Genomic DNA, 24,168 nt, shown 5'->3' on the forward strand with positions numbered 1-24,168 from the left:
CGGTCCGGCCTCGGACGCCTGTGCCGAGCGCGGGCCGAATCGAAACGGAGGGTCGCCTTATGGCCGAACGGCGTTCGCTTACCGCCCATTATTGGTTTCGGGCCTTCATTATGTCCGGCTTCGCGTTTTATATTTTGCACTTGACGAAAACCGGCCGTCTTATGTACTATATCGCGCCGCGCATGGAAGTATACGTCAAATGCGCGGCGATCGGCCTGTTCGTCTTCGCGCTGTACCAAGGCTTTCTCGGGCTGCGGTCGTTTTTCGGCAAAGACGGCGAGCCTTGCGATTGCGGGCATGAGCCTCCGCGCTCGATCGTGCGCAACGTTTGGCTGTACGGACTGTTTTTGCTGCCGCTGACGCTCGGCTTCCTGCTGCCGGACAAGCTGATGGGCAGCGATATCGCCGCGATGAAGGGGATGAATTTGGGCGGCGGCATCGGCGGCGTCGCCCGAGCGGACAAGACCGGCGGCGTCGGGGAGGCCGCCTCTGCGGGGGGAGCGGCAGCTGATGCGAATGCGGGCGTGGACGCGGGCCCGTCGGCGCAAGGCCCGGCCCCGGGCGTATCCGCGGCCGATCCGACAGGAAGCGCGCCGGGGAGCGAAACGTGGGCGGAGCGGCCCGGCGCGGCGGTCGGCGACGAGCTCGACAAGCTGTTCGCCGCGGACGATTTCAACAAGCCGTTCGTCGGTCTCGGCAAAAAGCTGTACGCCAAAGAGAAAATCGTCATCAAGGAAGAAGGGTTTATGGAGCTGCTCACGACCGTCGACCTGTTTTTGGACCGGTATATAGGGAAAACGATGGAACTGACCGGGTTCGTCTATCGCGAGCCGGACATGGCGGACAATCAGTTTGTGGTCGCCCGGCTGGCGATGCAGTGCTGCTCGGCCGATTCGTCTCCGTACGGCGTCATGGTCGAAAGCCCGATGGCGAAAAAGCTCGGCAAAGACCAGTGGGTGAAGCTTGTCGGCACGATCGGCAAAACGAAGTACAACGATAACGAAATTATGAAGCTCGACGCGTCGTCGATCCAAAACGTGCAGGCGCCCGAGACGCCTTACGTCTACCCGTACTTCGAAGCATTCGAGGAGCTGGCCGATTGAAACGGGCGGCGCCGTCAATCGTACAAACGGCCCCACTGGTCGGCCAGCTCCGCTTCGTCGAGGTCGATGCCGATAAAGACGATATACGTTTCGCCGTCGTAACCGGTTTTTTCCCAGTACGTCCGCCCGCCCGCATATTGCATCAAACGCATGCAGCCGTCGCCGTCGAATCGGACGTAGCCTTTGGCGCGAAGCAGACGGTCCTTCCAGGCGCGGAGAAACCGTTCCGCGCGGGCGGCCGTCGACTTGCCGCCGGCCTTCCAGGGGAGCGCCACCGATTTGACGCGGGAAAACGACGCGGCCGGCTGCGGCTTCGCGGCGCGGGGCGCGGCGCCGCCTACGGCGACTTTGACGGAGCCGTATGACGCCCGACTGACCGCGGGACGGCTTGGACCCGGGCCGGCGCCAGCGCCCGGGATAGTGCTTGCGCTTCCGCTTTCGTATACGTGTGTTTTTTCGTTTGGGTGAGCGTGAGCTTGCGCGCCAGCGTCCGCATTCTCCCCGATGCCGGCGAAAAGCTCGCTCAGATCGATGCGGCTGTGCGTCGTTTGGACGATCGGGGCGCGTTCGTTCAGCTTGCGGATCGCTTTTTCGATTTTGGCGAGCCGGGCGGCGGGGACGAGATCGGTTTTGTTCAGCACGAGCCGGTCGGCGACTTCGATTTGCCGCCGCAGCGTGCGAACGAGCTGCCGATCCGAGGCGAAGACGCTGTTATACTCGAGCACATGCTCGGCATCCAGCACCGTAACGATCCGCATCAACCGTACGGCGCGCAGCAGCTCCGGCTCGGTCAGCGCATCGGCGATTTCCTCCGGATTGGCGACGCCGGTCAGCTCGATGACGATCACGTCGGGCTTTTGGCCGACAAGGGTCCGGAGCGCGGCGAGCAGCTCGCCCTTTTTGCCGCAGCATACGCAGCCGTCCAGCAGCCTTTGCACGGCGGCATTGCCGCCCTCCGCGGCGATGAGGCCGTCGACGTCCCGTTTTCCGAGCTCGTTCATGAGCACGCCGGGCTTCATGGCCCGCCTGCCGGCCTCCTCCAGCATGCGGACGAGCAGCGTCGTTTTCCCGCTGCCCAAAAAACCGCTTAACACGATAACCGGAATACGCATCGTCGATCCTTCCTTTCGGGGGCGTTTTTTTAATTATATAGTAAATTTTACGATTTTTAGACGTCGTGCACAATCGCAATCATTGTCGAAAAGCGTGTCAAACCTCTCCGACATGTTGATCAACGATTCGAGCGGCAGGCCGCTTTCATCGCAACGAAAAATTGGGTATGGCAGCGCCTAGGCGAGGAATAAATATCGGAGCGTTGACGGGGAGAAGGCATACTGATATACTTTTAGTGTAAAAATTACGAATAAACATCTCCTTCGATGAATGTCAATGGAGGAGTGGATCGTTTCCGGGGCAATCGCATGATACTATGAACCGGCAGCGAATCAAATTCCGCCAGGTCGGCGAGCGCCCGGTCCGCCGCCCGGTCCGCCGCCCGGTCCGCCCGGTCGGCTCGTCCCGGCTGTACCGGTAAACAACCGCGATAAAAGTCGTCATAACCGGAAAACGTCCATCTATTTTTGTCGATTCCGATTACCGGCGACATTTAGCGGGAAAACCGCCCGGTAATTTTGCAGCGGACCGCTCTTTCGCCGGTGCGAAGCTATTTTACCGGGAGCATTTCCCGGTATTTCGATTCGATGCTAAACCGGAGACGAAATAACGGTAGATATTCCCGTTTCCGCTCCTGCCGCATCCTCCTATGTCAGGGGGCCGGGCGTGGAAACGCCAGAAGCGACTGAAGTCTGGAGTCTGAAGTCTGCTGGAGTCAGAAGTCTGGAGTCAGGAGTCAGAAGTCAGAAGTCTGAGTCTGGAGTCAGAAGTCTGGAGTATGGAGTCTGAAGTCTGAAGTCTAAAGTCTGAAGTCTGAAGTCTGAAGTCTGAAGTCTGAGGTTCAGGAGTCTGGAGACTGGAGTCTGGAGTTTTAGGAGTCTGGGGTCAGGAGTCTGGGGTTAGAAGTCAGGAGTCAGGAGTCTAAAGTCTAAAGTCTAAAGTCTAAAGTCTAAAGTCTAAAGTCTAAAGTCTAAAGTCTAAAGTCTAAAGTCTAAAGTCTAAAGTCTAAAGTCTAAAGTCTAAAGTCTAAAGTCTAAAGTCTAAAGTCCAGAGTCTAGAGTCTGAAGTTGCTTCTAATGCGGTTGCCCTGGGGGCGATCCTATTGGACGGAATGAGCATTTATTTTTTTTCGTATCTAATCGTAAAAATTACTTTTAAACGAGGTGCTTGGAACCGATGACAACTGGCAAGCTTATACCGGTAACCGTCTTGAGCGGTTATTTGGGTGCGGGGAAAACGACGGTTTTGAATCACGTGCTGCATAATCGGAACGGGCTGAAAGTGGCCGTCATCGTCAACGATTTGAGCGAGGTGAACATCGATGCCGGGCTGATCAAGGAAGGAGGCGGACTGTCCCGGACGAACGAGAAGCTGGTTGAGATGTCGAACGGCTGCATTTGCTGCACGCTTCGCGAAGATTTGCTCCGCGAGGTCGAAAAGCTGGCCAAGGAAGGCCGGTTCGACTATATATTGATCGAATCGACCGGGGGCGGCGAGCCCGTGCCGGTTGCCCAGACGTTTACGTACGTCGACGAGGAGCACGGCATCGATCTGTCCCGCTTTTGCAGGCTGGACTGCATGGTGACGGTCGTCGACGCGTACCGGTTTTGGCACGATTTCGCTTCCGGCGAGACGCTGCTGGACCGAGGCGAGGCGGTAGGGGAAGACGATACGCGGGATGTGGTCGACCTGCTGATCGATCAGATCGAGTTTTGCGACGTGCTGCTGTTGAACAAATGCGATCGGGTCGACGAGCCGGACTTGCAGCGCTTGGAGGCGGTGCTTCGCAAGCTGCAGCCGAGAGCGAAGCTGATTCGGACGGTCCGAGGCCGGGTGGACCCGTCGGCGATATTGAATACCGGCCTGTTCGATTTCGACGAAGCGAGCGCTTCCGCCGGCTGGATGAAGGAGTTGGAGAAGCCGGCGCATATTCCGGAAACGGAAGAGTACGGCATCTCGTCGTTCGTTTACGAGCGCGGCAGACCGTTTCACCCGGGCCGATTGATGGCATGGATGTCCGATTGGCCGGAGGAGATCGTCCGGGCGAAAGGGATCGTTTGGCTGGCGACCCGCGGCGATATGGCGCAAAGCCTGAGTCAGGCGGGGCCGTCGATTCAATTCGGGCCGGCCGGCTACTGGGCGGCGGCGCTGCCGGAAGAGGAAAAGCGGGCGCTGCTTGCCGAAGACGAAGCATTGTGCGCCGGCTGGGACCCGGTATACGGCGATCGGACGAACAAGTTCGTCTTGATCGGGATCGACATCGATCGCGGCGCGCTTGCCGCATCGCTGGACGAATGCTTGCTGACCGACGAGGAGATGGGGATGGATTGGAGTGCGTTCCCGGACGACTTCCCGAACGTTGCGACGGACGAGTTGGCGGAAGCCGCCCGGACATAAGCCGGGGGCACGGTGGCAGACAGGCGCAAGGCGCAGGGAGTCGGCGGCGGGAACGGGAGGCCGCCCATGTAGCGGGGCGACGACGAATACGGGCAGAAGGCCGCTTTTAGGCGGCCTTTTTGCCGTTTACGGCGTCGACCTGCAGGGCGACGGCCAGCAATGCGAGCGAGCGAGCAAGCGTGGCGGGGACGCGGGTCCGTGAGGCGGAGGCGCGGGCAATGCTCCTTCGAACCTTATTCGAGCGAAAAAGCCGGCGGCGCGGCTGGATAAGGTTCTTTTGCACCTTATCCGGGCTGTGCGGACGCGAACGCAGGCGAGTGAGCGCCCGATAATGCTCCTTCGAACCTTATTCGCGCGAAAAAGCCGGCGGCGCGGCTGGATAAGGTTCTTTTGCACCTTATCCGGGCTGTGCGGACGCGAACGCAGGCGAGTGAGCGCCCGATAATGCTCCTTCGAACCTTATTCGCGCGAAAAAGCCGCCGGTGCGCCGGGATAAGGTTCCTTTGCACCTTATCCGGGCAACGCGGGCGCGAACGCAGGCGAGTGAGCGCCCGATAATGCTCCTTCGAACCTTATTCGCGCGAAAAAGCCGGCGACGCGGCTGGATAAGGTTCCTTTGCATCTTATCCGGGCAACGCGGGCGCGAGTCCGTGCGACAGAGGCCCGACTAATGTACCTTTACACCTTACCCGCCCAGCGCGGACACTCCTCGCCAAACGCTTTATATTCGTTTGACCCAGATTCGGTAGCCGACCGCCGTCGCGGCAAGCAGCACGCCGTAAACGGAGGCGACGATCAGCGCGTTGCGTACGTTTGCGAACAGCTCGTTGCCCAAGTACGCGAACAGCAAAATGTTCGGTATTTTCCCGAGCGCCGAAGCGGTCGCGTATGTAGACAGCCGTATCGACAAAAATGCGGGGTACACGTTGACGAGCGATTGCGGCAGCACCGGGATCAGACGCGCGACGAAAATGGCGGCGAACGGTCTTCGCTCCATAAACCGGGCCAGCTTGTCGATTCGTTCGAATTTGGCCATATACGCCCTCCCCCGTTCGCGGAACGAGCTTCGAACGAGCGCGTACAGGATGACGGAAGCGAGCGTCGCCGCGGACCAGCTGACGAAAAAGCCGAGCGGCGGACCGTACATGTAGCCGAGCATGCCGATGATCAATTTATAAGGCAGCACGGGAAACAGGACGAAGCAGAGAGCGACCCCGAAAGCGACGGGCAGCGGGGGATGGTAGCGCTGCATCCAATCGGCGAGCTCGTCCCTGTATAAAAAAACGATAACGATGGCCACCGTATAAACCAGGCCGATTTGCCATATTTTCATAGAGCGCTCCCGTATCATCGTTATGGGGCAGGCCGCGCGGCTAACTGCAGCCGTCGCGACACACTTGCTACCACTAGCATACCCGCTAAGCCGGAGACAAGCAAAGCCGTGTCGAAGCCCGGCCCCGTCCGACGAAATTTTCCATATTGACATTCGAACATACGTTCTGTATGGTAGTAGATGGAAACGCATTTATGGAAGCGATTGGTCGATATCCGCCTCCGTCGCATCGGTTCGAAAAAAAATGTCGGCGGGCATGTATGGAATCGTCCGTCCCGCTCGTTATTCAGACGAATACCCGTCGCCGCCGATCGCGGACGAACTGAGGAGGAGCTGGAACTATGGCCGTCAAATTGCTTGGAAGCATTTTCATTCCGGTCAGCAGGCTGGAAGCATCGATCGCATTTTACACCGAACATTTGCAATTGAGATGCCGGGGCATCGAGGATTGGGGCGACGGCGAGCGCGGCGCGACGTTGTTCGTGAACAATCCGCCCGCCGGTGCGGCCATGGTGACGCTGGCCGAAAGAAAGGAGCCGTTTCACGTCTCCGACCGGCCGCTGTTCAATTTTTCGTGCGGCGACGTCGAGGAGATGCATCGCACGCTGCAGGCGCGCGGCTGCCGCGTAACGGAGCTGGTGGCTTGGGATAGTCCCTGGAACCGTCATCTGATGTTCGATGTGTACGACCCGGACGGCCATCCGATCAATTTGATCGAAATGATTCCGATTGTTGCGCCGGTCCGGTAACGGACCGCCCGACGATCGATCCCGATGAGAGGCGAGTGACCGAATGACCGCAAAGACGCAAACGAAGAAAGCCCTGTTGAAAAAAATCGATTGCGCCTACGTTCCCGTATCCGATCCGGCGGCCGCGGCCGACTGGTACGAACGGGTGCTCGGCCTGAAGCTGCGCTCCCCCGTACGGCCGGGCCGCGGCGCGATTATGATTATGGGCGACGGACAATGGCTGTTTCTGCTGCCGAGTCCGGGCATGACGCCGCTGACGTTCGAAACGACCGGTTGGGCGGGGGAAGGCGAATCGTTCGAAATGTTCCCGCTCTGCTTCGAGACGGAAGACATCGCGGCGCTCCACGCGGCGCTTCTCGCTTCGGGCGTATGGGTGGAAGCGGCGATCCGCGACGAAGGCGGCTGCGGATTGCAGCTCGATTTCAAAGACCCGGACGGCAACAAGTACCAAGCTTGGCAGCAGCCCGGCAAGAAAGGGGAATGACGCATGGAAACGGCTTCGCAGCGGATTCCGCTGCAGACGGGGGCGGCAAGCCTGTTCGTGCACGTGACCGATTTGCGCCGCGCGGCGGAATGGTATAGCGATTTGCTCGGACTGCCCGTCAAGGAAGAACGATTCGGAGGGCCGGTCTATTGGTTCGACTTGCCGGGAACCGGCCTTATTCTCGACGACAATTCGAGCAACCGGCGAAATCCGGATTGGCGGGAAGATATGAAGCCGTTCGTCATGTTTGCATGCGACGATATCGACGAAGCGTACGCTTATATCGGGACGAAGGCGGAAACGCTGGGCGAACCGGAACGGTATGCGGACGTCGCCCATTTTTGTTTCCGCGCGCCGGACGGACGGGTGCATATGGTTTGCTGGTCGAAGGACGGAGGCGCCGAGCCGGAGCTGCCGACAAGCTTAAGCCCGATCAGGCCCCGCATCGGCGGCGTTTTCCTGAACGTTCGCGACATGCGGGCGGGGGCGGCTTGGATCAGCGATTTGCTGGGCGTACCGCTCAAGGAAGAGGAGACGTCCGAGTCGATTTACGTCGTGCCGGCGGCCCGGGGGGCCGATTTGCTGCTGGACGACAACCGCGCGCGAAACGGCGAGACGTTCGAAATCCCGTTCATGTTCGACGCGAACGACATCGAAGCCGCCTACGCGTACGCGGTCGAACATGGAATGAGCGTATTCCACGGCATCCAGCGTCACGGCACCGTCGCGTGCTTCACCTTATCCGATCCGGACGGCAATCTGGTCATGGTAGGCAGCGACGAAGAAGAGCGTGCCGGAGACATCGACGGCTATACGCTCGTCCAGCTGCCGGTTACCGATTTGAAGCGGTCCGTCGCCTTCTATACGGATCTGCTCGGATACGTGCCCGAGCATCCGGAGCGGCCGGTCGAGGATCATTATTTTTTGCGCACCCAATCGGGATCGGGTCCGGGACTGCACCTGCTCGAAGTGGCCGCCGGCGAATTCAAAACCGACCATTGGCTGCGCGACGGGAAGCCGATTCACGGGCTCGAGCTGCACAGCCGGAACGTTCGGGAGCTTCACCGCAGGCTTGTCCGTTCCGGCGTGCGCATCGAAGCCTCCCCGTATTTCGTTCAGCCGTGCGGCGGGTACGTCAAGTTTTACGATCCGGACGGACACCTTCTGTGCGTCAATCAAAGTGGATGACTTATCCCGTATCGGAGGAAACATGGCTAAGCCGAAAACGATAGGAGCTTCGCTCACCGTGCTTCTCGTCAGCGACGCGTCCCGGTCGCAAGCGTATTACCGGGACGTGCTCGGCTTCGACGTCACGGATTGGTGGGCGGAGCGGGACGGCTTGAACGGCCTGGCGCTCAAGCTGCTGCAGGCGGCGTCGCCCGAGGACGTGAAGCCGAATGCGCCGGCGAAAGGACAGTCCGTCGGCGCGGATATGTACGCGTATGTGGATACATGGGATCGGCTCGAGGCGCTGTTCCGGGAATTCAAGGCGAAGGGCGCCTTCATCGCCCAAGACATCGTAACGTATCCCGAAGGCGGCCCATGGAAGGAGTTCGTCGTTCGCGACCCCGACGGGTACGCGATCGCGTTCGGCGGCGTCGACGGCCGTCCGGGCGGAAGGCGCAGTCCGATCCGGCCGCATATCGGCACGGTTACGCTGTCCGTACGCGATCTGGATCGCGCCGCCGGGCGCTATGCCGCATTGCTCGATATGAACGTCAATCCGGCGGATCGCGTCCATGACGGTCTGCACGTATTTCGAATGCAAAACGGCACCGACTTGGCGCTCGAAGCGAGCGATACGAACGAGGGGCCGGCCCGGGGGCGGCATTCCGCGCGGATTACGATCTATACCGATCGTCTGGAGGCGGCGTTCGATTTCGCCGGCTCCGCCGGCTTCGACGTCGTCGCGGATATCGACCGGTCGGGCGAAGCGCCTTTTTTCCAAATTCGCGACGAAGACGGCAACCGGATTGCCGTTGTCCAATCGCTCGATTAGGAGGACAGATTCATGGAGAAAACGATAAACGTTGAAATCGTGACCGTGCCGCCGTTGCGCGTGCTCGCCGTCCGGACGTCGACCAGCTCGGACAAGGGCGGCACCCGCGCCGCGTGGCGAAAGCTGACGGAGGCGATTCCGCAGGACGATTCGCGCTGGAGCGACACCGGCACCGGCTATGTGATGATCCCCCAGCGGGAATGGGGGACGAAGGTCGAGTCGCTGTGGGTAGGACTTCGCGTGCTCGAAGCCGGAGCCGTGCCCGAGGGGATCGAGCTGCTGGAGCTGCCCGAGTCGCTCTGCGCGAAGCTGCGCGTATACGGCGACGAGGCGCATATGAACGAGGTTTACGGCGCCATGTTCGGCTGGCTGCGAACGAACGGGGAGTACGAGCTCGATCCCGACGCCTACGGGGTGGAAGCGAACCGGCTGGAGCCGGTCAACCCGTTTACGATTCCGTACGAGTCGGTTTCCGTATTCGACTTCGACATGCTGTACCCGATCCGCAAGCGTTCCGCGAAATAATGGTCGCGCCGCCCCCTTATCCCGCCGCCGCAATACGAACTTTCATGGTAAGGGGGATGAATGCGATGGACACGAAACGGTGCGTCTTTTGCGATAAAATCGTGCCGGTCAAAGCGAACGACGAAACTTACAACTTCTTAGGCTGCAACTGCGCTCCCGGCGAGTCGTACAAGCTTCGCAAGGACAGCTACGAGCTTTACGCCTCGCTTCCCCATCATACGAAGCACCAGATGTTCCCGATCATTTCCGCGTACATTCGGGAGTCGGTCGACTGCGAGGAGTCCGTGACGCTCGCGTTCGAGGACTTGGAGGCGATTCGCCATTCGCCCCGCGTGCCGGTAACGATCGAAGCGAAAGCGGACAAGCTGCTCGCGTACTTTCACCGGCATGCCGCGGGACCGAACGAAACGGTCGTCATCCGGCAGCTGGCCGACCATTATAATTTGACGTATTCGCCGAACTTGCAGGAGCTCGTCCATATTATCGAAAAGCTGCGGGACGAGCGGCTGCTCGAACGAACGGGCTCCGCGTTCCGGTTGACGGAAGCGGGCTGGCGCGAAGCGGACGCGAGAGCCGGCGGCAAACGGCTGAAGCCGTGCGCCGTCATCGTCACGGAACCGGAGGAAGTCCGCGCGGAATGGACGATGAACGTGTTTCCGAAGCTGCAGCAATGCGGCTATTTTCCGCGCATGATCGAATATTCGCCGTTCAACAAAATAGGCGACGGCGCCATGCGGACGATCGCCGAGAGCAAATTGCTCATCGCCGACTTGTCCGGCGCGAACGCGAACATTTATTTCGCCGCCGGCTATGCGCTCGGCCTGGATGTGCCGGTGCTGTGCGCCGTGAAACGCGACGACGCGGAGCATTTGCCGGTCGGCTCCAACCAGCTCCGCCCGATCGTCTGGGAGCGGACGGAGGAGCTCGCGGACAAGCTGCAGCAGCGGTTGACGTTAGCCTGATCGTTTTCAAAAATGAGGAAAGCTCTTGCGCCATGCGCAAGAGCTTTTTGTGTTTGAGCGTGGGGGAAGTCTATGGAAACGGCAAGAGCGGTTTAATCAATTCGTAAAGACGTGCCGGTCGATGCGCACTTGGATCGGGCGCGATTTGCTCCAGGAGGATGTAGCCAGTCTCGGATTGTAATAATAGAGCGCCCCGTTCGTCGGGTCGTCTCCGTTCAGCGCCGCTTTGGCCGCCTCGAAGGCGGTCGCGTCCGGCGTCAAGTCATATTGTCCGTCCTGGATGCAAGTAAATTGTCCCGGCTGAAAAATGACGTCGGTGATGGAGTCGGGAAAAGCGTCGGACTGAACGCGATTCAGCACGACGGCGCCGATCGCGACTTGTCCGGCGAACGATTCGCCTCTCGCTTCCGCGTAAATGACCCGGGCAAGCTGCTCCAGCACGTCCTGCTCCGGGGCGGCCGCGCGGTTAAGCTCGGCGATCGTGGCGTCGTCCGCGACGCCGGTTGCGGACAGGCCGGCGTTCGTTTGGAAGGTTTGCACGGCAGCTTTCGTAGCGGAGCCGAAATAGCCGGTGCTGCCGGCTTTCAAATAGCCGAGCGAACGAAGCTGCTCCTGCAGCGTCAAAACGTGCTCGCTTCTCGAGCCTTTTTCCAGCGTAATTGCGCCGGCCGGTACCGCCATCGTGACGATCGTCGCGGCCAAACCGAGTACAGCCGCCAGTACGGGGGTTTTCTTCATCGTTGCAGGTCATAACCTCCTCTTCCTTTTACGGGCCGCCGAAAGGCTGCGGCAGCATCATAATTGGGGGGGATGTTCGTTAGAACGGGGAAGGTCGCCGTACACGCTCAAAACGCGAAGAAGGAGACAACGCATGGTTGTCTCCCATAGGGTTCGCAGCAAACGTTCCGTTTGGGCCCGTCTTTCGCGGCGGGCGGCCTGCGGGCGCGGCATAAGTCGAAACGGGGAGGCGGAAAACCGGCCCGAAGCGCTGGCGTTTGCACGACGCGTTAATGGCTCTCGGCAGCGGACGGCAGCGGCGCGTCTTCCCCTCCGGCCGCATTGCGGAACAGCGCCCGGTACTGCTTCGGCGTCGTCCCTTTGACGTCCTTGAACGCGCGGGTAAACGTTCGCGTCTGGTCGAAGCCGACGTCGATCGCGATTTCGGTCACGCTCATCGACGTCGTCGCCAGCAGGCTGGCGGCGCGGCCGACGCGAAGCGAGTGCAAATAGTCGGTAAACGTCCGGCCGGCCATTTGTTTGAAAATGCGGCTCAAGTACGAAGCGTTGATGTTGAACTGCTTCGCCAGTCCGCCCAGCGTAATTTCTTCCTGGTAGTGCATATGCAAATATTGCAAAATGCGCTCGGCGATGCTGCCCCCGCTTTCGTACTTGACGGCTTGCCGCTCGGAAGCGCCCTGCGGCCACGGAGTGCGGAGCAAAAATACAAACGCTTCCAAAAGTTTCGAGCGGAGCGCGGAATCTTTGCCGAATCGTTCATGCTCGTATTCTTGCCGCATCGCCTCGAACAACGAGCTCAAATACGCGTTCTGCTCCTCGTCCAAATCGTAGTGCGACGGGTAATCCGAGCCGGTGCGCAGAAGAGCGTTCGCCAGCTCCCGGTCGGACGGACTCAGGAACAGCAGGTTGAGGTCGAACATGCAGTTGTATTTCATTGCGTTCGGGCTGGTCAGGCGCACTTCGTGGATATGGTGGGGCAGCAAAAACGTAACGGTCCCTTTGCGGAAACGGTGCGGCTTCCCGTTGACGATTTCCGTTCCGCTTCCTTCGATTACGAGGCTGAGCTCGGCGAAATTGTGATAGTGCAGCGGATAATGGTGTCTTAACTGACTGAGAACGACAAAGATGGGCATTCGGCTTTTTCCGTATTGCGCGTGAGCGAGCGAATCCTGGTACAAAGGGTACACTGTCAATGACGTTCACCTGCCGCATCGTTTTGAATATATTGTACCATAACTAACTATACATGTAATGTACAGGAACGTAAAAAACAGGTCGGTTGTGGTAAAAAAACGTCATATCCTATTTTTACCTTTTTGCGATAATGAAGAAGTGTATTTGTTGAAAGCGTTATCAAAATTAGGGGGGAGATCGCACTATGCTCAACAGAAGAAATGTTTCGTTGGCGCTGCTGGCGTGCGCCGGACTCGTTGCGGCGTCGGCCTGCGGCTCGGGAGGCGGCTCGGGCGGCCCAGGGGGAGCGGACACCGGTACGGACAAACCGAAGGCGGAGGCGAAAAAAGATCCGTACACGATGCTCATTTACGCGGCGGGGGTCAGCAAGGAGGAGTTCGACAAACGGTTTCGCGGAACGCTCGAAAAAAAGTTCCCGCACATTACGTTCAACTACCAGACGAGCGGGACCGGCAACAATATTACGGACTTGGTGACGCGCGGAGAAATCCCGGACTTGATCCGTACCGATATTCCGACGCTCCGGACCGGCTATCTCGACTTGAACCTGGGTGTCGATTTGACGCCGTACGTGACAAAGTACAAGTACGATTTGAATCGGTTCAACCCCGTGTTCATTCAGGAGATCAAAGACTATACCCGTGACGGCAAGCTGTACGGGCTGCCCGTCCCGCCGTTTTTCCCGAACGTGCTTTACTACAACAAAGATTTGTTCGACAAGTTCGGCGTGCCTTATCCGAAGGACGGCATGACGTGGGACGAAACGTACGAATTGTCCAAAAAAATGACGCGGCTTGACGGCAGCAAGCAAATACGCGGCTTCAGCGCCAATTTGACGGGGATGCTGCGGGACAATCCGTTCTCCCAAGCGATTTTGGATCCGGAAAAGGACGGACTGACGGACCAAGATAAATGGTCGAAGGTGTTCAGCAATTTGAAGCGGTTTTACGACGTCCCCGGCAACGAATATCCGAAAACGGCCGCCGAAGACATGAACATGTTCGGCAAAGGCGAAGCTGCGCTTTCCGCCAACCTGCACAGCGTATACTTGATCATTCCGCCGGAAATCAACTGGGACATCGTGTCGCTGCCGACGATGGACGGCGCTCCGAAGCGGGTAAGCCAGCGCGGTCCGGCGTATTGGTCGATTACCGAAACGAGCAAGCATAAGGACGAGGCGTTCGAGGTCATTATGGAAATGCTGAAAGACGAGATTCAGCTCGAAGACTCGAAGCAGGGCATTCCGACGACGCTCAACAATAAAGATATTCAGAACGCGCTCGGTACGGAGCATCCGATCTACAAAACGAAAAACATGAAGGCGGTTTCCTACTATCCGCCGACCGATCCGACGCCGAAACGGAAGCCCGGTCTCGTCGACGTTCCGCTTGCTTCGCAGCAATCGGCGGTCAGCGCGGCGTTCGTCGATTATGTGAGCGGCAAGGCGGATTTGAACACGTCGCTCCGACAGCTCGACGATAAGCTGAAGCAGCTCGTCGAAGCGGAAAAAAGCAAAAAGAAATAAACGGCTTCGCCCAGACTCTCCGGCATCGGACCGGGGAGTCTTTCGCGTTCCGCGGCGCAGGAAGGAATTCGGCCCGGCCGCATGGAATATAGACGGAACGCTTCGGGGCGCGTCGCATGCCCGAAGCCGAAGCGGGAGGCGATTCAACTTATGGACGGAATCGGATATAGAACGATACGCGCGGAAGATCGGGCGACCGTACTCGAGCTGCATTGCGAAATCAATTATGCCAGCGACACGTCGTGGGCGCGCGAGCTGCCGTACGAAGCGTATCGGGACAAATGGATGTCCACGTCGCAGCCCGGGCAGTTTTTCGAAAGCTTGCTTCGCTCGATGGACGATCCCCGGACGATGGCCGAGCTCGCGGAAACGGAGGACGGGCGAACGGTCGGCTACCTGTGGGTGCAATTCGTCGACGTGCCCGATTACGCGCTGACGATCGCCGAAATATGCGATATCGCGGTCGCTCGCGAATATCGCGGCCGAGGGTTCGGGCTCGATCTGCTCAGACGGATCGAGGATCGGGCCAAACGGAACGGGGCCGGGCTGCTCCGGTCGGAGACGGGGGCGGAAAACGCCGCCTCGCGATCGCTTCACGCGAAGTTCGGATTCGAGACGTATCGGATCGGCTTCGAAAAGCGGCTGTAAGAGTCATCGGACATCCGCTTATAGAGAATGGAGAAAAGGGGAGAGCCTGCTTGTACAAAGCGATACTGTTCGATCTCGATAATACGCTGCTCGATTACGACCGGTGCGAAGCGGACTCGATGCTGATGACCGGGCGGCAGCACGGGCTGGAGGAGTGGGAGCGTTTTTCGTGGGAATTGTTCTGGACAACGTTCGCTCCGATTAACGGGGTCTATTGGAACGAGCGAACCGAGCGAAAGCTGAGCATCCGTCAAGTGCTCGACTACTCGTTTCGGGATACGCTCGCGCGGCTCGATTGGGACGCATCCCGTTCGGCGAAGCTGGCGGAAACGTACTGGGACCATTTTTGCGCCCTATGCCACTTCGAGGAAGGAGCGAAGGAGCTGCTCGGCGAGCTGCACGGCAGCCGCAAGCTGGCGGTCGTTTCGAACGGCATCGGGGAAGCGCAGCGGAAACGGACGGCGAGCGGGGACATTTTCCGTCTGTTCGACGCCTTCATCGTGTCGGACGAGGTCGGCCGCTGGAAGCCGGACCCGTACATATTCGAAATCGCCTTGCGCGAGCTGGGCGTACGGCCGTCGGAGGCGCTGTTCGTCGGCGATTCGCTCGAATGCGATTACGCGGGGGCGCTCGCCGCAGGCATCGATTTTTGTTTCTACAACCGCAGCCGGGCGCCGCTCGACGCCGGAATCGCGCCGCGCTACGCGGTCGAACGGATCGGCGACATTCGCTCGATCCTTTTCGACGGAAGCAAAGTTTGAACATTATTTTATTTCTTGCAGGATGGCGCGGCCCCCGTCCTATTCCATCAAATTCATGCTATAATGAAACTACGCTGCATAGCCCGGCTTCGGCCGAAGGGAGGGAGCCCGCACGAAAGCTGCGGGAACATAAGGACGTCATAGCGGCATGAACGGCGGTCAATCGGACTTTCGGCAACCAGAATAAGCCTACACACATTTTTGAATGGTGGGAGGTTTTTTTTGTGTCCATTTTTAAACCGGTAAAACACAGGTATAAAAGGTTCTGGTTCGCATCCGCTCTCGTCCTGGCCTTACTCGTCCCGGTCCTCCTGTACCCTTTGCCCGGCAAAGCGGGCGACGCTTCCAAGGTGACGATCGCGAACGGCGGCTTCGAGACGGGGTCGCCTCCCGCAAACTGGTCGGTGTTCGGGGGAGCTTGGGGAACCCAGCAAACCATCTCTACGGCAAGAAGCATTGACGGAACCAAAAGTCTCAAAATCAACGACACGACCAGCGCCACCGCTTACGGCATGGTCAGCGACCGGATGGCGGCGCATCCGTACTCCGTCTATGAAGCTTACGCTTCGGTCTACGCGGAGTCCGGCAGCGGGCAGGTGTATCTCGAATTTTGGGACAGCACGAATACGCGCATCGGCGTGCAGTTCGCCGTCACGACCGCGACCGGGGCGTGGGAGTACGTGAAGGTGAGCGGCCAAGCGCCTGCCGGCACGGCGACGGTCAGCGTCATGATGTATTCGAGTAAGGCGAACGTGGGCGCCGCCTACTTCGACGCGGTCTCGATCCGCCGGATCGACGAGGTCGGCAGCGTGCCGAACCCGAGCTTCGAGAGCACGGACGGCTCCAATATGCCGGCGGACTGGACGCCGTACGCCGCGGGAACGTATGCGGTCAGCGCGGACTTTGCCCATAGCGGCACGAAGAGCTTGAAGATCGTGGACGGCAGCGCGAGCGCGGGCTACGGCATGAGGTCGGCGAAGCTGCCGGCGTCCGCCGGCTCCGCCTATGAAGCGACAGGCTGGGTCCGCAATATCTCGGGTGCCGGACAGCTGTATTTGGAGTTTTGGCAAAGCACGGTCGGGAACGCCTCCGATACCCGCGTGGGCGTGCGGTTCATCGGCAGCACGACGACCGGCTCCTGGGAAAAGCTGACGGTGTCGGGCGTTGCGCCGGCGAATACGGATTATTTGGTCGTGATGGCGTACACGCCGGTTTCCAGCACGACGACGGCTTATTTCGACGACTTTTCCGTCCGGCAAACATACGCGGCTCCGGCCACCGCCTTCACGCCCATCGTAACGGGGCATCCGCGGCTTTATTTTACGGCGGCCGACGTACCGGGCTTGCGCGCGAAGGCGCTCGACACATCCCCGAATCCATACGGGGAATCGTACGCATCGATCTGGAGCAAGGTGCAGGCGCAGGCGGACAGCTATCTTGGCGAAACGTCCTTCAGCGTGAATTACGCCGGAGGCATCACGGTCACGTACCCGCTGCCGCCGGTGCAGCCGATTCCTCATGAGAATCCTTCCACCTATACGTCCGGCCATTACCCGTTCTGGACGGCGGTCGGGTCCCAGATTCAGGTTCGGCTGGAAACGCTGTCGCTGGCGTATGTCGTCACGAATAACCCCGTCTACGGGCAAAAAGCCCGAGATTATGCGCTCAGCCTGGCCGATTGGGACGTTTGGAGCGATCCGGCCTATCCGTGTCTCGGCGGCGGCAGCGGCTTCTCCTGCCTCGATTCGAGCTACATTACGCGGGGCGTCGCCACCGTCTACGACATGGTCTACGACCTGTTGACGCCGGCCGAGCGCGAGAAGCTCCTCGACGCCATGTATGAGAAGGGCATCCGGCTTATGAAGAAAGACCTGGAGACGTTCGTCGATCAGAACATTTACTATGCGGTTTCGGGCGCAATGGCGACCGCGGCGGTCGTCGGGCTGGGCGAACGGGATTCGTACGATTCGTACTTGAATCAGGCGTATCAAATTCATCTGAATTACTTGAACACGCTCAACACATCCGGAAAATCCGAAGGGTTTCTGTATACGGGCGTCGGCCTGAACAGCATCTTCGCCGCCGACGATTTCATTCGGCGGGTGACGGGCGTCGACGACGCGTTCTCGCACCCGTTCATTTCCGACCGGCTGTCGAAGTGGCTCGTCTACTTCAACGGTCCGCAAGGCACGGGCAACGCCAACTTCAGCGACTCCGATACGGCCGGCAATATCGCGACACCGGCGCTCATTCTCGCGAGCAACGGCGACGGCCTGGCCGGATGGTATGCCAAGGAGCAGCTGTCGGATTCGGCGAACTGGGGCCGGTTCGTTTACCTGAGCAATGCGGGGGCGATTACGGCGCCGGACGCGGCCGGGCTGCCGCTCTCGGCTCAATTCCAAGACATCGGATACCAGGCGTTCCGCACCGGTTGGGGCGAACATGACGAGCTGCTGGCCTTCTACTCCGACAACAGCAATTACGGGCATAACCACCAGGACGACAACAGCTTCATTCTGAACGCCGGCGGAGAATGGCTGCTGACCGACCCGGGCTATTTCGACAACAGCAGTCCGGCAACCACCGCCATGACGACCGGCAGTATCGGACACAACGTCATGCTCGTAAACGGAAGCGGGCAGACGGTAAAAACCGGCGGCGGCACGGTCGGTTTCTTCACCTCCCCGGTGTTCGAGCTCGGGGTCGGCGACGCTACGGGGTCGTATGCGACGACGCCGGACGTCAGCCAATGGAAGCGCCGTCTGATCAACGTGAAGCCCGACTACCATCTGATCGTCGACAATGTGGCGCTGGCCTCGGCGGGTACGCCGGAGATGCTGTTTCATACGGACAAAGGCGGTACGTTCACATCGGACGGGACGCCGCTCGCGATAGGCTCGACGCTGCCGGCCTCCTTCCTGATCGAGAAGGCCAGAGCGTCCGCCTCGGTGCAGCTGCTCCGGCCGACCGGTTCGACCCGGCTGTACACGCAATATTCGGGTGCGGAAAAATACGGAACATGGGGCAGCGTGAAGCCTTCGTCCCCCGTCGCCTCCGAGTCGTTCGTGACGCTCATCCGGACGACGGTCGACCGTCAAGGCATTATCGAAGGCGAAACGCTGCTGCCGGCGGCGGCAAGCGGGGGCAGCCCGAATTACGCGGGCATGCTCAAATACTATCGGGCGGTTACGTATGCGGCAAAGGCCGTTAACGATTCGGTCACCTACACGATCACCGTCCCTTCCGCCGGAAATTACGATTTGCGGCTCGGCTTCGTCAAGACCCCGTCGGCGGGCACGATCAAGGTTGAGCTCGACGGCGCGACGCTTGGCACCGGCCTCGATTTGTACGACGTCTACTATGATCCGAGCGAGTCGAGCTACCTGAACCGTACGCTTACCGCGGGTACGCATACGCTGAAGCTGACGGCGACCGGCAAAAACGCGTCCAGCGCCGGCTACGCGATTTCGCTCGACTATGTCCGACTGACCCCGGCCGGGACGGTCATCGCCAAAGCGGCGCCTTATCCGGTCACCACGGCGACCAACGGACCGGCGACCGGTCTCGTCGTCACTTTGACCGGTGCGGCCGATCAAGTATTCGTCAACCCGACGAACGCCGCCGTCACGACCGCGAGCAACCTGACGATCAGCTGCGCGGCTACGCAATGCCTGTCCCGCAAGCTTGCGGGCGGCGGCTACGATCGCTATGCGGCCGTCAACGCCTCGGCGACCGGCACGGTGCTGTCCGACGGCTCGCAGGTGCTCGTCAGCATGACGGCCGGCGGAGGCGCTGCGCTCGGCAAGACGTCGGCGACCCAATGGACCGGGACGGTGACCCTGACGGCCGCCGGTTCGCCGCAGCTGTACGTCCCCTCCGTTTCGGCGGTGAAGGTCGACGGCGTAACGCTTGCGGCGGGGCAATACGCGTACAACGCCGCGACCAAGCTGCTGACGATCAACAGCATGACGGCGGCAACGCATCAAGTGGAGATTACGCTGTAAGCGCGACTTATAGCTATGAAGCGAGCGGCTGTTCTTCGGGACTGCCGCTTTTTTTGATCATAAAGCGAATGTTTCTTTACCGGGAATAAGTTTCCGCTAATACACGAATGTGCATCATCGAAGTGCTTCGATTAACTGGAAAACCTCCAGTTCCCTCGCTCTCCTATAGGCGTCGTTTCGAAATAACTGGAAAAGCTCCAGGTAAAATGGCGTCGATTCGGCGAAAAGCGCGGTTTGGACGAATGTAGCGGGACGTTTTCCCGTTGTTTTGCCCGGATACGGGAAACGACCGAAAATAACGGGAACATTTCCATTCCGTTTCCCGCTCCGCTGCCGTTTCGGCGTGCAAAAAGGTCGGTTAAAGGAATTGGAATGGATATGACGAATTTGTGAATGGTCCGTTTTAATTTTAGCACGCGTAGAAAAAGGAGATCAAATGCTCATTCTAAGAAATCGATTTAATGGATTACTTCTGCTCGGCGAGGCTTTTGCCGCTGCTTGGAGACCTGGCGATGCATTTGCTGCCGAAGTTGCAACAAGCGGATGGACAGATATCGCGGCAGGCGGCCGAATCAGCTTAGCCGTTAAGCATGACGGATCGGTTTGGGCTTGGGGAGAAACAAATCGGTCAGGGGCTTTTGGGAACGGCGAAATGTCCTCGGAGAACCCGATGATACCGGTCCAAGTTTCAGGCCTACGGAATGTTGCGATGATTGCGGCCGGGGCGGATCATGCGCTGCCATGGGAACTAGCATCGAGTGGGTGGAATCGATTTCAACCCTAGTAGCGAGAAAGGAAGACACTACTATACAGTTGACCATAGGGCAGCTCGAAGCATTGGTAAATAAGGAGACGGTCATCCTGGATAGCCCCTATCATCCGAAATGGCAATACCTTAGTTCCGTTAAGATTTATCAGTGAGTCTCTCGGTGCGCATGTATCCTGGGAAGACGAGTCCAAAACCGTCAAGATTACAACGGATACGACGAGGCTCTGAAGATCCAAAGGGTGCCCGTCGGCCGACAACCGGTTTTGCGGGTCCAAAAAGCGACAATCGGCTTGACTAATGAAATAGCGTGTAGTAAAATAAAACCAATTTTCTCCAAGGAGAGATTTTGATGTCTGCGGTCGTTCTTAACTAATGAAATTCCATATTTGAAGTTTTCGACAGTCCCAAGGGCCAGCTGCTGAAACAGCATGGTTCGTTTTGCAACGGGCTTGCGAAGACTTCGGAATTAGTTAAGAACAGCGGACATAATCAAAGCCTAAGGGCTGCCTATCGATTCACCCAATCCGTGCTGCGTTCGGCTCGGATTTTTGTTTTTTTGCGGTGTTTTTTAGGCGGCTGCCAAACAAGGGCAGGGATGACGTATGTTCATTCCTGCCCTTTTTGTATTTTCATTGCCGGAGCGAACGCATAGGAGGGTATAAGTGAAAACGTACATCGAACAAGCAAGTGAGAAGGTCCGGTTACAGGAAGGGAAGCAGGCTATCGAGCAGCTGCTTCTCGAGTGCTATCTGAACCCGGGGATTTCCACGAAAGAGTTGGCGCGCAGCACGCTGCTGCCTACTCCGGTAGCCGCCGCCATCAAACGGGAATTCATACAAGCAGGGGCGCTGGTGCAGGACCGCGGAGTCCGCTGCACGCCGGACGGGTCGGCCTGGATCGAGCGGGAATGGGGGTATCGCGGGTTGAATCGTTCGCTTTATCGCGATTTGCGCCATGATACCGGATGGGCTGAGGCGCTCAAAGATACGTTAACCGTACTGGAGGGTCTGTTTTCGCTGCGACCGACTGTCGACGTTCGGATCGATCAGTCGAAATGTACGCCGGAAACAAGCCTGCGTCGCGCCATCCTTTGTCTGAAGCAGCATGCGTTGATCGGAAAAAACATTGTATGCGTCGGCGATGACGACCTGGTGAGCGTGTCCATAGGACTGCTCCTGCAGCGGCTGTTTCCGGCGGGCGGTCATACCGCTACGCATGTGCAGGTTTTGGATATTGACGAACGATTTTTGCATTATATCGAATCGATTGCCGCGGAGCGGGGACTGCCGATTCGATGCCGGCGGTTGGACGTAAGGCAGCCGCTGCCGGACAACCTTCACGGGCGGTACGATTGTGTTTTCACCGATCCTCCCTACACGCTTCAGGGGATGAACCTGTTCGTATCGCGCGGGATTCAGGCATTGAAACGGGAAAAGGGACTGCCTGTCTTTCTGTCCTTCGCCCATAAATCGCCTGCGTTCATGTTGGCCATGCAGCGGGATTTTGTCCGGATGGGGCTGACGGTCAGCGCGAATTTTCCGCAGTTCAATGCTTACGAAGGCGCGGAAATGATCGCCAACCGGAGCCAGATGTTTATTTTGCGGACAACGGATCAGACGAGGCCGGAATACCCCGGGAACTTCACGGACGCCTTGTACACGGGCGAAGTGAAGCAAACGCTGCGCACGTATCGCTGCAAGCGGTGCTCCGGAGATGTAGAAGTCGGCATAACGGGGACGGTTGCGACCATCGAGCAGCTGAAAAACGAAGGCTGCGATCGCTGCGGCCACGATACGTTTGAGATGGTGGGCAAAAAAACGATAGCTCCGGGAAGGAACGACGAGGATAACGGTGCGGCAGACGGAAGCGCCTGATTGTGACCGTAAGTTTGTCGGAGAACAGGGCCTGAACGATCGACCGATCGTCAGGGACCCGTTCCTCCCCATGCTTCGACAGTCAACCAAGCGCATCGGAGTTTGCGACCGAATCGCGAAGCTCCCGAACGTCCAGAACCGGCGGCCGTCCGTACATGCGGGCATATTCCCGGCTAAACTGGGAGGGGCTCTCGTAGCCTACGCGGAAGGCCGCCTCGGAGGCTTGCACGGCTTCCGCCAGCATCAAGCGCCGGGCTTGCTGCAAGCGCACCGTTTTCTGGTATTGCAGCGGGCTCATCGCCGTGACGCGCTTGAAATGTTTATGAAACGCCGACGCGCTCATGTTTACGGACTTGGCAAGCTGCTCGATCGCAAGCGGCCGGTCGTATTGCCGATTAATCGATTGGATCGCTCTGGCGATGTTATGGGCATGGCTGCCGATTATCGCGAAGTGATGGAGGAGCGCGCCTTGTTCGCTCTGAAGCACTCGATATAAAATTTCGCGAATCACGAGCGGCGCCAAAACCGGAACGTCCTCGGGCGCGTCGAGCAATTGCATGAGCCGCACGATGGCTTCGAGTAATGCGGGAGACGTTCGGTTCACGGCGATGCCGCGGCAGCCTTCCGCGGGAACGCGAACGGGGCGGTTCATCTCTTTCATAATGTCCAGGATGACGTCGGCGTCGAAGCTCAGTTTCAAGCTTAAATACGGGATCTCGGGCGAAGCTTCGACGATTTTGCCGACGATCGGCAATTCGACGGAAGTGACGAGGTAAGTCGAAGGATCGTATCGGAAGGTTTCGTCGGCCAGTGCGGCCGTTTTCGCCCCTTGCGCCACGACGCAAATGGACGGCTTGTATATCGATTCCAGCGGTTCCGACAGCTGCGCGGTATGCATCAGCGTCAACGAAGCCACGGCCGTCCGATGCGTGCCGTTCGACGGAGCGTGACGGCGTATCAAGAGCGCCAGTTGCCGCAGCGCTTGCTCCATGCGCAAAGATTCGTCCATGTTCTTGAATTCCTTTCCGGTACGGCGTCATTTATTTTATCATAGCGGGATCGAAGAGAATTAGGCAAGGATTGAACAGGTATGTTCTAACGCGTACGTCCGAACGTGGGCTATAATGAATGAGCGAGGTCGAACGAAGCGGATAACCGAACGGCCAAAAACGACATAAAGGAGAGAGCGGAAATGAGTTTAAACGGAAAAGTGGCGATCGTCACCGGGGCGTCGCGGGGAATCGGACGGCAAGCGGCCATTCAATTGGCGCAAATCGGAGCAAAGGTGGTCGTCAATTATTCCTCGAATCCGGGAAAAGCGGACGAGGTAGTCGAGACGATTGTGCAAAACGGCGGCGAAGCGACCGCCATCCGCGCCGACGTAAGCAAGGTGAGCGACGTCGAAGCGTTATTCTCGGAGACGCTCGAGCGTTTCGGGCGCGTGGACATTCTGGTCAATAATGCCGCCATTATGGAATGCACGGCTATCGCGGACGTGACGGAGGAGATGTTTGACCGGCAATTCGCCGTGAACGTGAAAGGAACTTATTTCGCTTGCCAACAAGCGATGAAGCATATGTCGCAAGGCGGGACGATCATCAACTTCTCGACCTCCGTGTCGGGCGCGATGCTCCCGACGTACAGCGTCTATGCCGCGACGAAAGGCGCGGTCGAGCAGTTGACCCGCCAATTGGCAAAGGAATTCGGTCCGAAGGACATCATGATCAACTGCATCGCGCCCGGGCAAGTGTCGACCGAGTTGTTTTTGACCGGCAAATCGGAGGAGCTGATCGATTCGTACCGCCGAATGAACGCGTTCGGACGGCTCGGCGAACCGGAGGACATCGCGAATGCGATCGAGCTGCTCGTCGGCGACAAAGCCCGCTGGATCACGGGCCAGACGATTCGCGTAAACGGCGGGTTCAACTGAATATGGCGGATTTGCGGCATAGCGGAACAAACTTCCAAACATAAACGTTTAATGAAGCAA

Annotated in this window: 22 protein-coding genes; 17 read left to right on the forward strand and 5 right to left on the reverse strand. The window is 58.8% G+C overall.

Translation table 11 applies throughout. The features are described from left to right. Positions 1-59 precede the first annotated feature (59 nt). Complete coding sequence (locus tag PV407_RS24720) at positions 60-1,103, forward strand: TIGR03943 family putative permease subunit (protein WP_332092679.1); 1,044 nt, start codon at positions 60-62, stop codon at positions 1,101-1,103. Positions 1,104-1,117: 14 nt separating this feature from the next. Here the strand turns inward: PV407_RS24720 and PV407_RS24725 are convergent, their stop codons facing one another. Next, positions 1,118-2,215: a CobW family GTP-binding protein gene (locus PV407_RS24725; protein WP_332092680.1), complete on the reverse strand. Its 1,098-nt coding sequence runs from the start codon at positions 2,213-2,215 to the stop codon at positions 1,118-1,120. Between the two features lie 1,177 nt (positions 2,216-3,392). Here PV407_RS24725 and PV407_RS24730 point away from each other — a divergent pair. Beyond that, complete coding sequence (locus tag PV407_RS24730; RefSeq protein ID WP_332092681.1) at positions 3,393-4,613, forward strand: GTP-binding protein; 1,221 nt, start codon at positions 3,393-3,395, stop codon at positions 4,611-4,613. A gap of 721 nt (positions 4,614-5,334) precedes the next feature. Here the strand turns inward: PV407_RS24730 and PV407_RS24735 are convergent. Continuing rightward, positions 5,335-5,946: a TVP38/TMEM64 family protein gene (locus PV407_RS24735; RefSeq protein WP_332092682.1), complete on the reverse strand. Its 612-nt coding sequence runs from the start codon at positions 5,944-5,946 to the stop codon at positions 5,335-5,337. 341 nt (positions 5,947-6,287) lie between these two features. Here PV407_RS24735 and PV407_RS24740 point away from each other — a divergent pair, with 341 nt between their 5' ends. The 6 genes from PV407_RS24740 to PV407_RS24765 all read left to right on the forward strand — a co-directional run bounded on the left by PV407_RS24740 (position 6,288) and on the right by PV407_RS24765 (position 10,665). After that, positions 6,288-6,695, forward strand: coding sequence for a VOC family protein (locus PV407_RS24740; RefSeq protein ID WP_332092683.1), 408 nt, complete (start codon positions 6,288-6,290; stop codon positions 6,693-6,695). Between the two features lie 43 nt (positions 6,696-6,738). Next, complete coding sequence (locus PV407_RS24745) at positions 6,739-7,179, forward strand: VOC family protein (RefSeq protein ID WP_332092684.1); 441 nt, start codon at positions 6,739-6,741, stop codon at positions 7,177-7,179. A 3-nt stretch (positions 7,180-7,182) separates the two neighbouring features. Further along, positions 7,183-8,367, forward strand: a complete 1,185-nt coding sequence (locus PV407_RS24750) for a VOC family protein (RefSeq protein ID WP_332092685.1) — start codon at positions 7,183-7,185, stop codon at positions 8,365-8,367. 22 nt (positions 8,368-8,389) lie between these two features. Next, positions 8,390-9,178, forward strand: a complete 789-nt coding sequence (locus tag PV407_RS24755) for a VOC family protein (RefSeq protein WP_332092686.1) — start codon at positions 8,390-8,392, stop codon at positions 9,176-9,178. Between the two features lie 12 nt (positions 9,179-9,190). Then, positions 9,191-9,703, forward strand: coding sequence for a GyrI-like domain-containing protein (locus PV407_RS24760; RefSeq protein ID WP_332092687.1), 513 nt, complete (start codon positions 9,191-9,193; stop codon positions 9,701-9,703). Positions 9,704-9,768: 65 nt separating this feature from the next. Further along, positions 9,769-10,665: a hypothetical protein gene (locus PV407_RS24765; RefSeq protein ID WP_332092688.1), complete on the forward strand. Its 897-nt coding sequence runs from the start codon at positions 9,769-9,771 to the stop codon at positions 10,663-10,665. 96 nt (positions 10,666-10,761) lie between these two features. Here the strand turns inward: PV407_RS24765 and PV407_RS24770 are convergent, their stop codons facing one another. Both PV407_RS24770 and PV407_RS24775 read right to left on the reverse strand, forming a co-directional pair. Continuing rightward, positions 10,762-11,403: a cell wall hydrolase gene (locus tag PV407_RS24770; protein WP_442951702.1), complete on the reverse strand. Its 642-nt coding sequence runs from the start codon at positions 11,401-11,403 to the stop codon at positions 10,762-10,764. Between the two features lie 269 nt (positions 11,404-11,672). Further along, positions 11,673-12,536 (reverse strand): AraC family transcriptional regulator, encoded by an 864-nt coding sequence (locus tag PV407_RS24775; protein ID WP_332092689.1) that lies wholly within the window; start codon positions 12,534-12,536, stop codon positions 11,673-11,675. A 245-nt stretch (positions 12,537-12,781) separates the two neighbouring features. Here PV407_RS24775 and PV407_RS24780 point away from each other — a divergent pair, with 245 nt between their 5' ends. The 8 genes from PV407_RS24780 to PV407_RS24805 all read left to right on the forward strand — a co-directional run bounded on the left by PV407_RS24780 (position 12,782) and on the right by PV407_RS24805 (position 22,178). After that, positions 12,782-14,122, forward strand: a complete 1,341-nt coding sequence (locus tag PV407_RS24780; protein ID WP_332092690.1) for an ABC transporter substrate-binding protein — start codon at positions 12,782-12,784, stop codon at positions 14,120-14,122. 150 nt (positions 14,123-14,272) lie between these two features. Continuing rightward, positions 14,273-14,770 (forward strand): GNAT family N-acetyltransferase, encoded by a 498-nt coding sequence (locus PV407_RS24785; RefSeq protein ID WP_332092691.1) that lies wholly within the window; start codon positions 14,273-14,275, stop codon positions 14,768-14,770. Between the two features lie 50 nt (positions 14,771-14,820). After that, entirely contained in the window at positions 14,821-15,531 is a 711-nt protein-coding gene (locus PV407_RS24790; RefSeq protein ID WP_332092692.1) for an HAD family hydrolase, read from the forward strand. Between the two features lie 224 nt (positions 15,532-15,755). After that, positions 15,756-19,535, forward strand: a complete 3,780-nt coding sequence (locus PV407_RS24795) for a heparinase II/III domain-containing protein (RefSeq protein WP_332092693.1) — start codon at positions 15,756-15,758, stop codon at positions 19,533-19,535. 436 nt (positions 19,536-19,971) lie between these two features. Further along, complete coding sequence (locus PV407_RS29645; protein ID WP_442951703.1) at positions 19,972-20,319, forward strand: hypothetical protein; 348 nt, start codon at positions 19,972-19,974, stop codon at positions 20,317-20,319. Continuing rightward, complete coding sequence (locus PV407_RS24800) at positions 20,277-20,456, forward strand: stalk domain-containing protein (protein ID WP_332092694.1); 180 nt, start codon at positions 20,277-20,279, stop codon at positions 20,454-20,456. Before PV407_RS29645 ends, PV407_RS24800 begins: the two co-directional genes overlap by 43 nt. After that, entirely contained in the window at positions 20,413-20,532 is a 120-nt protein-coding gene (locus PV407_RS29650) for a stalk domain-containing protein (RefSeq protein ID WP_442951707.1), read from the forward strand. The genes PV407_RS24800 and PV407_RS29650 overlap by 44 nt, the downstream gene beginning before the upstream one ends. Before the next feature lie 434 nt (positions 20,533-20,966). Beyond that, positions 20,967-22,178 carry a bis-aminopropyl spermidine synthase family protein gene (locus PV407_RS24805; RefSeq protein WP_332092695.1) on the forward strand — a complete coding sequence of 404 codons (1,212 nt, stop codon included), beginning with the start codon at positions 20,967-20,969 and terminating at the stop codon, positions 22,176-22,178. Between the two features lie 82 nt (positions 22,179-22,260). Here the strand turns inward: PV407_RS24805 and PV407_RS24810 are convergent, their stop codons facing one another. Next, positions 22,261-23,187 carry an AraC family transcriptional regulator gene (locus tag PV407_RS24810; RefSeq protein ID WP_332092696.1) on the reverse strand — a complete coding sequence of 309 codons (927 nt, stop codon included), beginning with the start codon at positions 23,185-23,187 and terminating at the stop codon, positions 22,261-22,263. 183 nt (positions 23,188-23,370) lie between these two features. Between PV407_RS24810 and PV407_RS24815 the strand changes: the two genes are divergently transcribed. After that, complete coding sequence (locus PV407_RS24815; RefSeq protein ID WP_332092697.1) at positions 23,371-24,108, forward strand: SDR family oxidoreductase; 738 nt, start codon at positions 23,371-23,373, stop codon at positions 24,106-24,108. Positions 24,109-24,168: the final 60 nt, after the last annotated feature.

Origin of the sequence: Paenibacillus sp. GYB003 (assembly GCF_036577625.1) — a bacterium.
Taxonomy (GTDB): Bacteria; Bacillota; Bacilli; order Paenibacillales; family NBRC-103111; genus Paenibacillus_AB.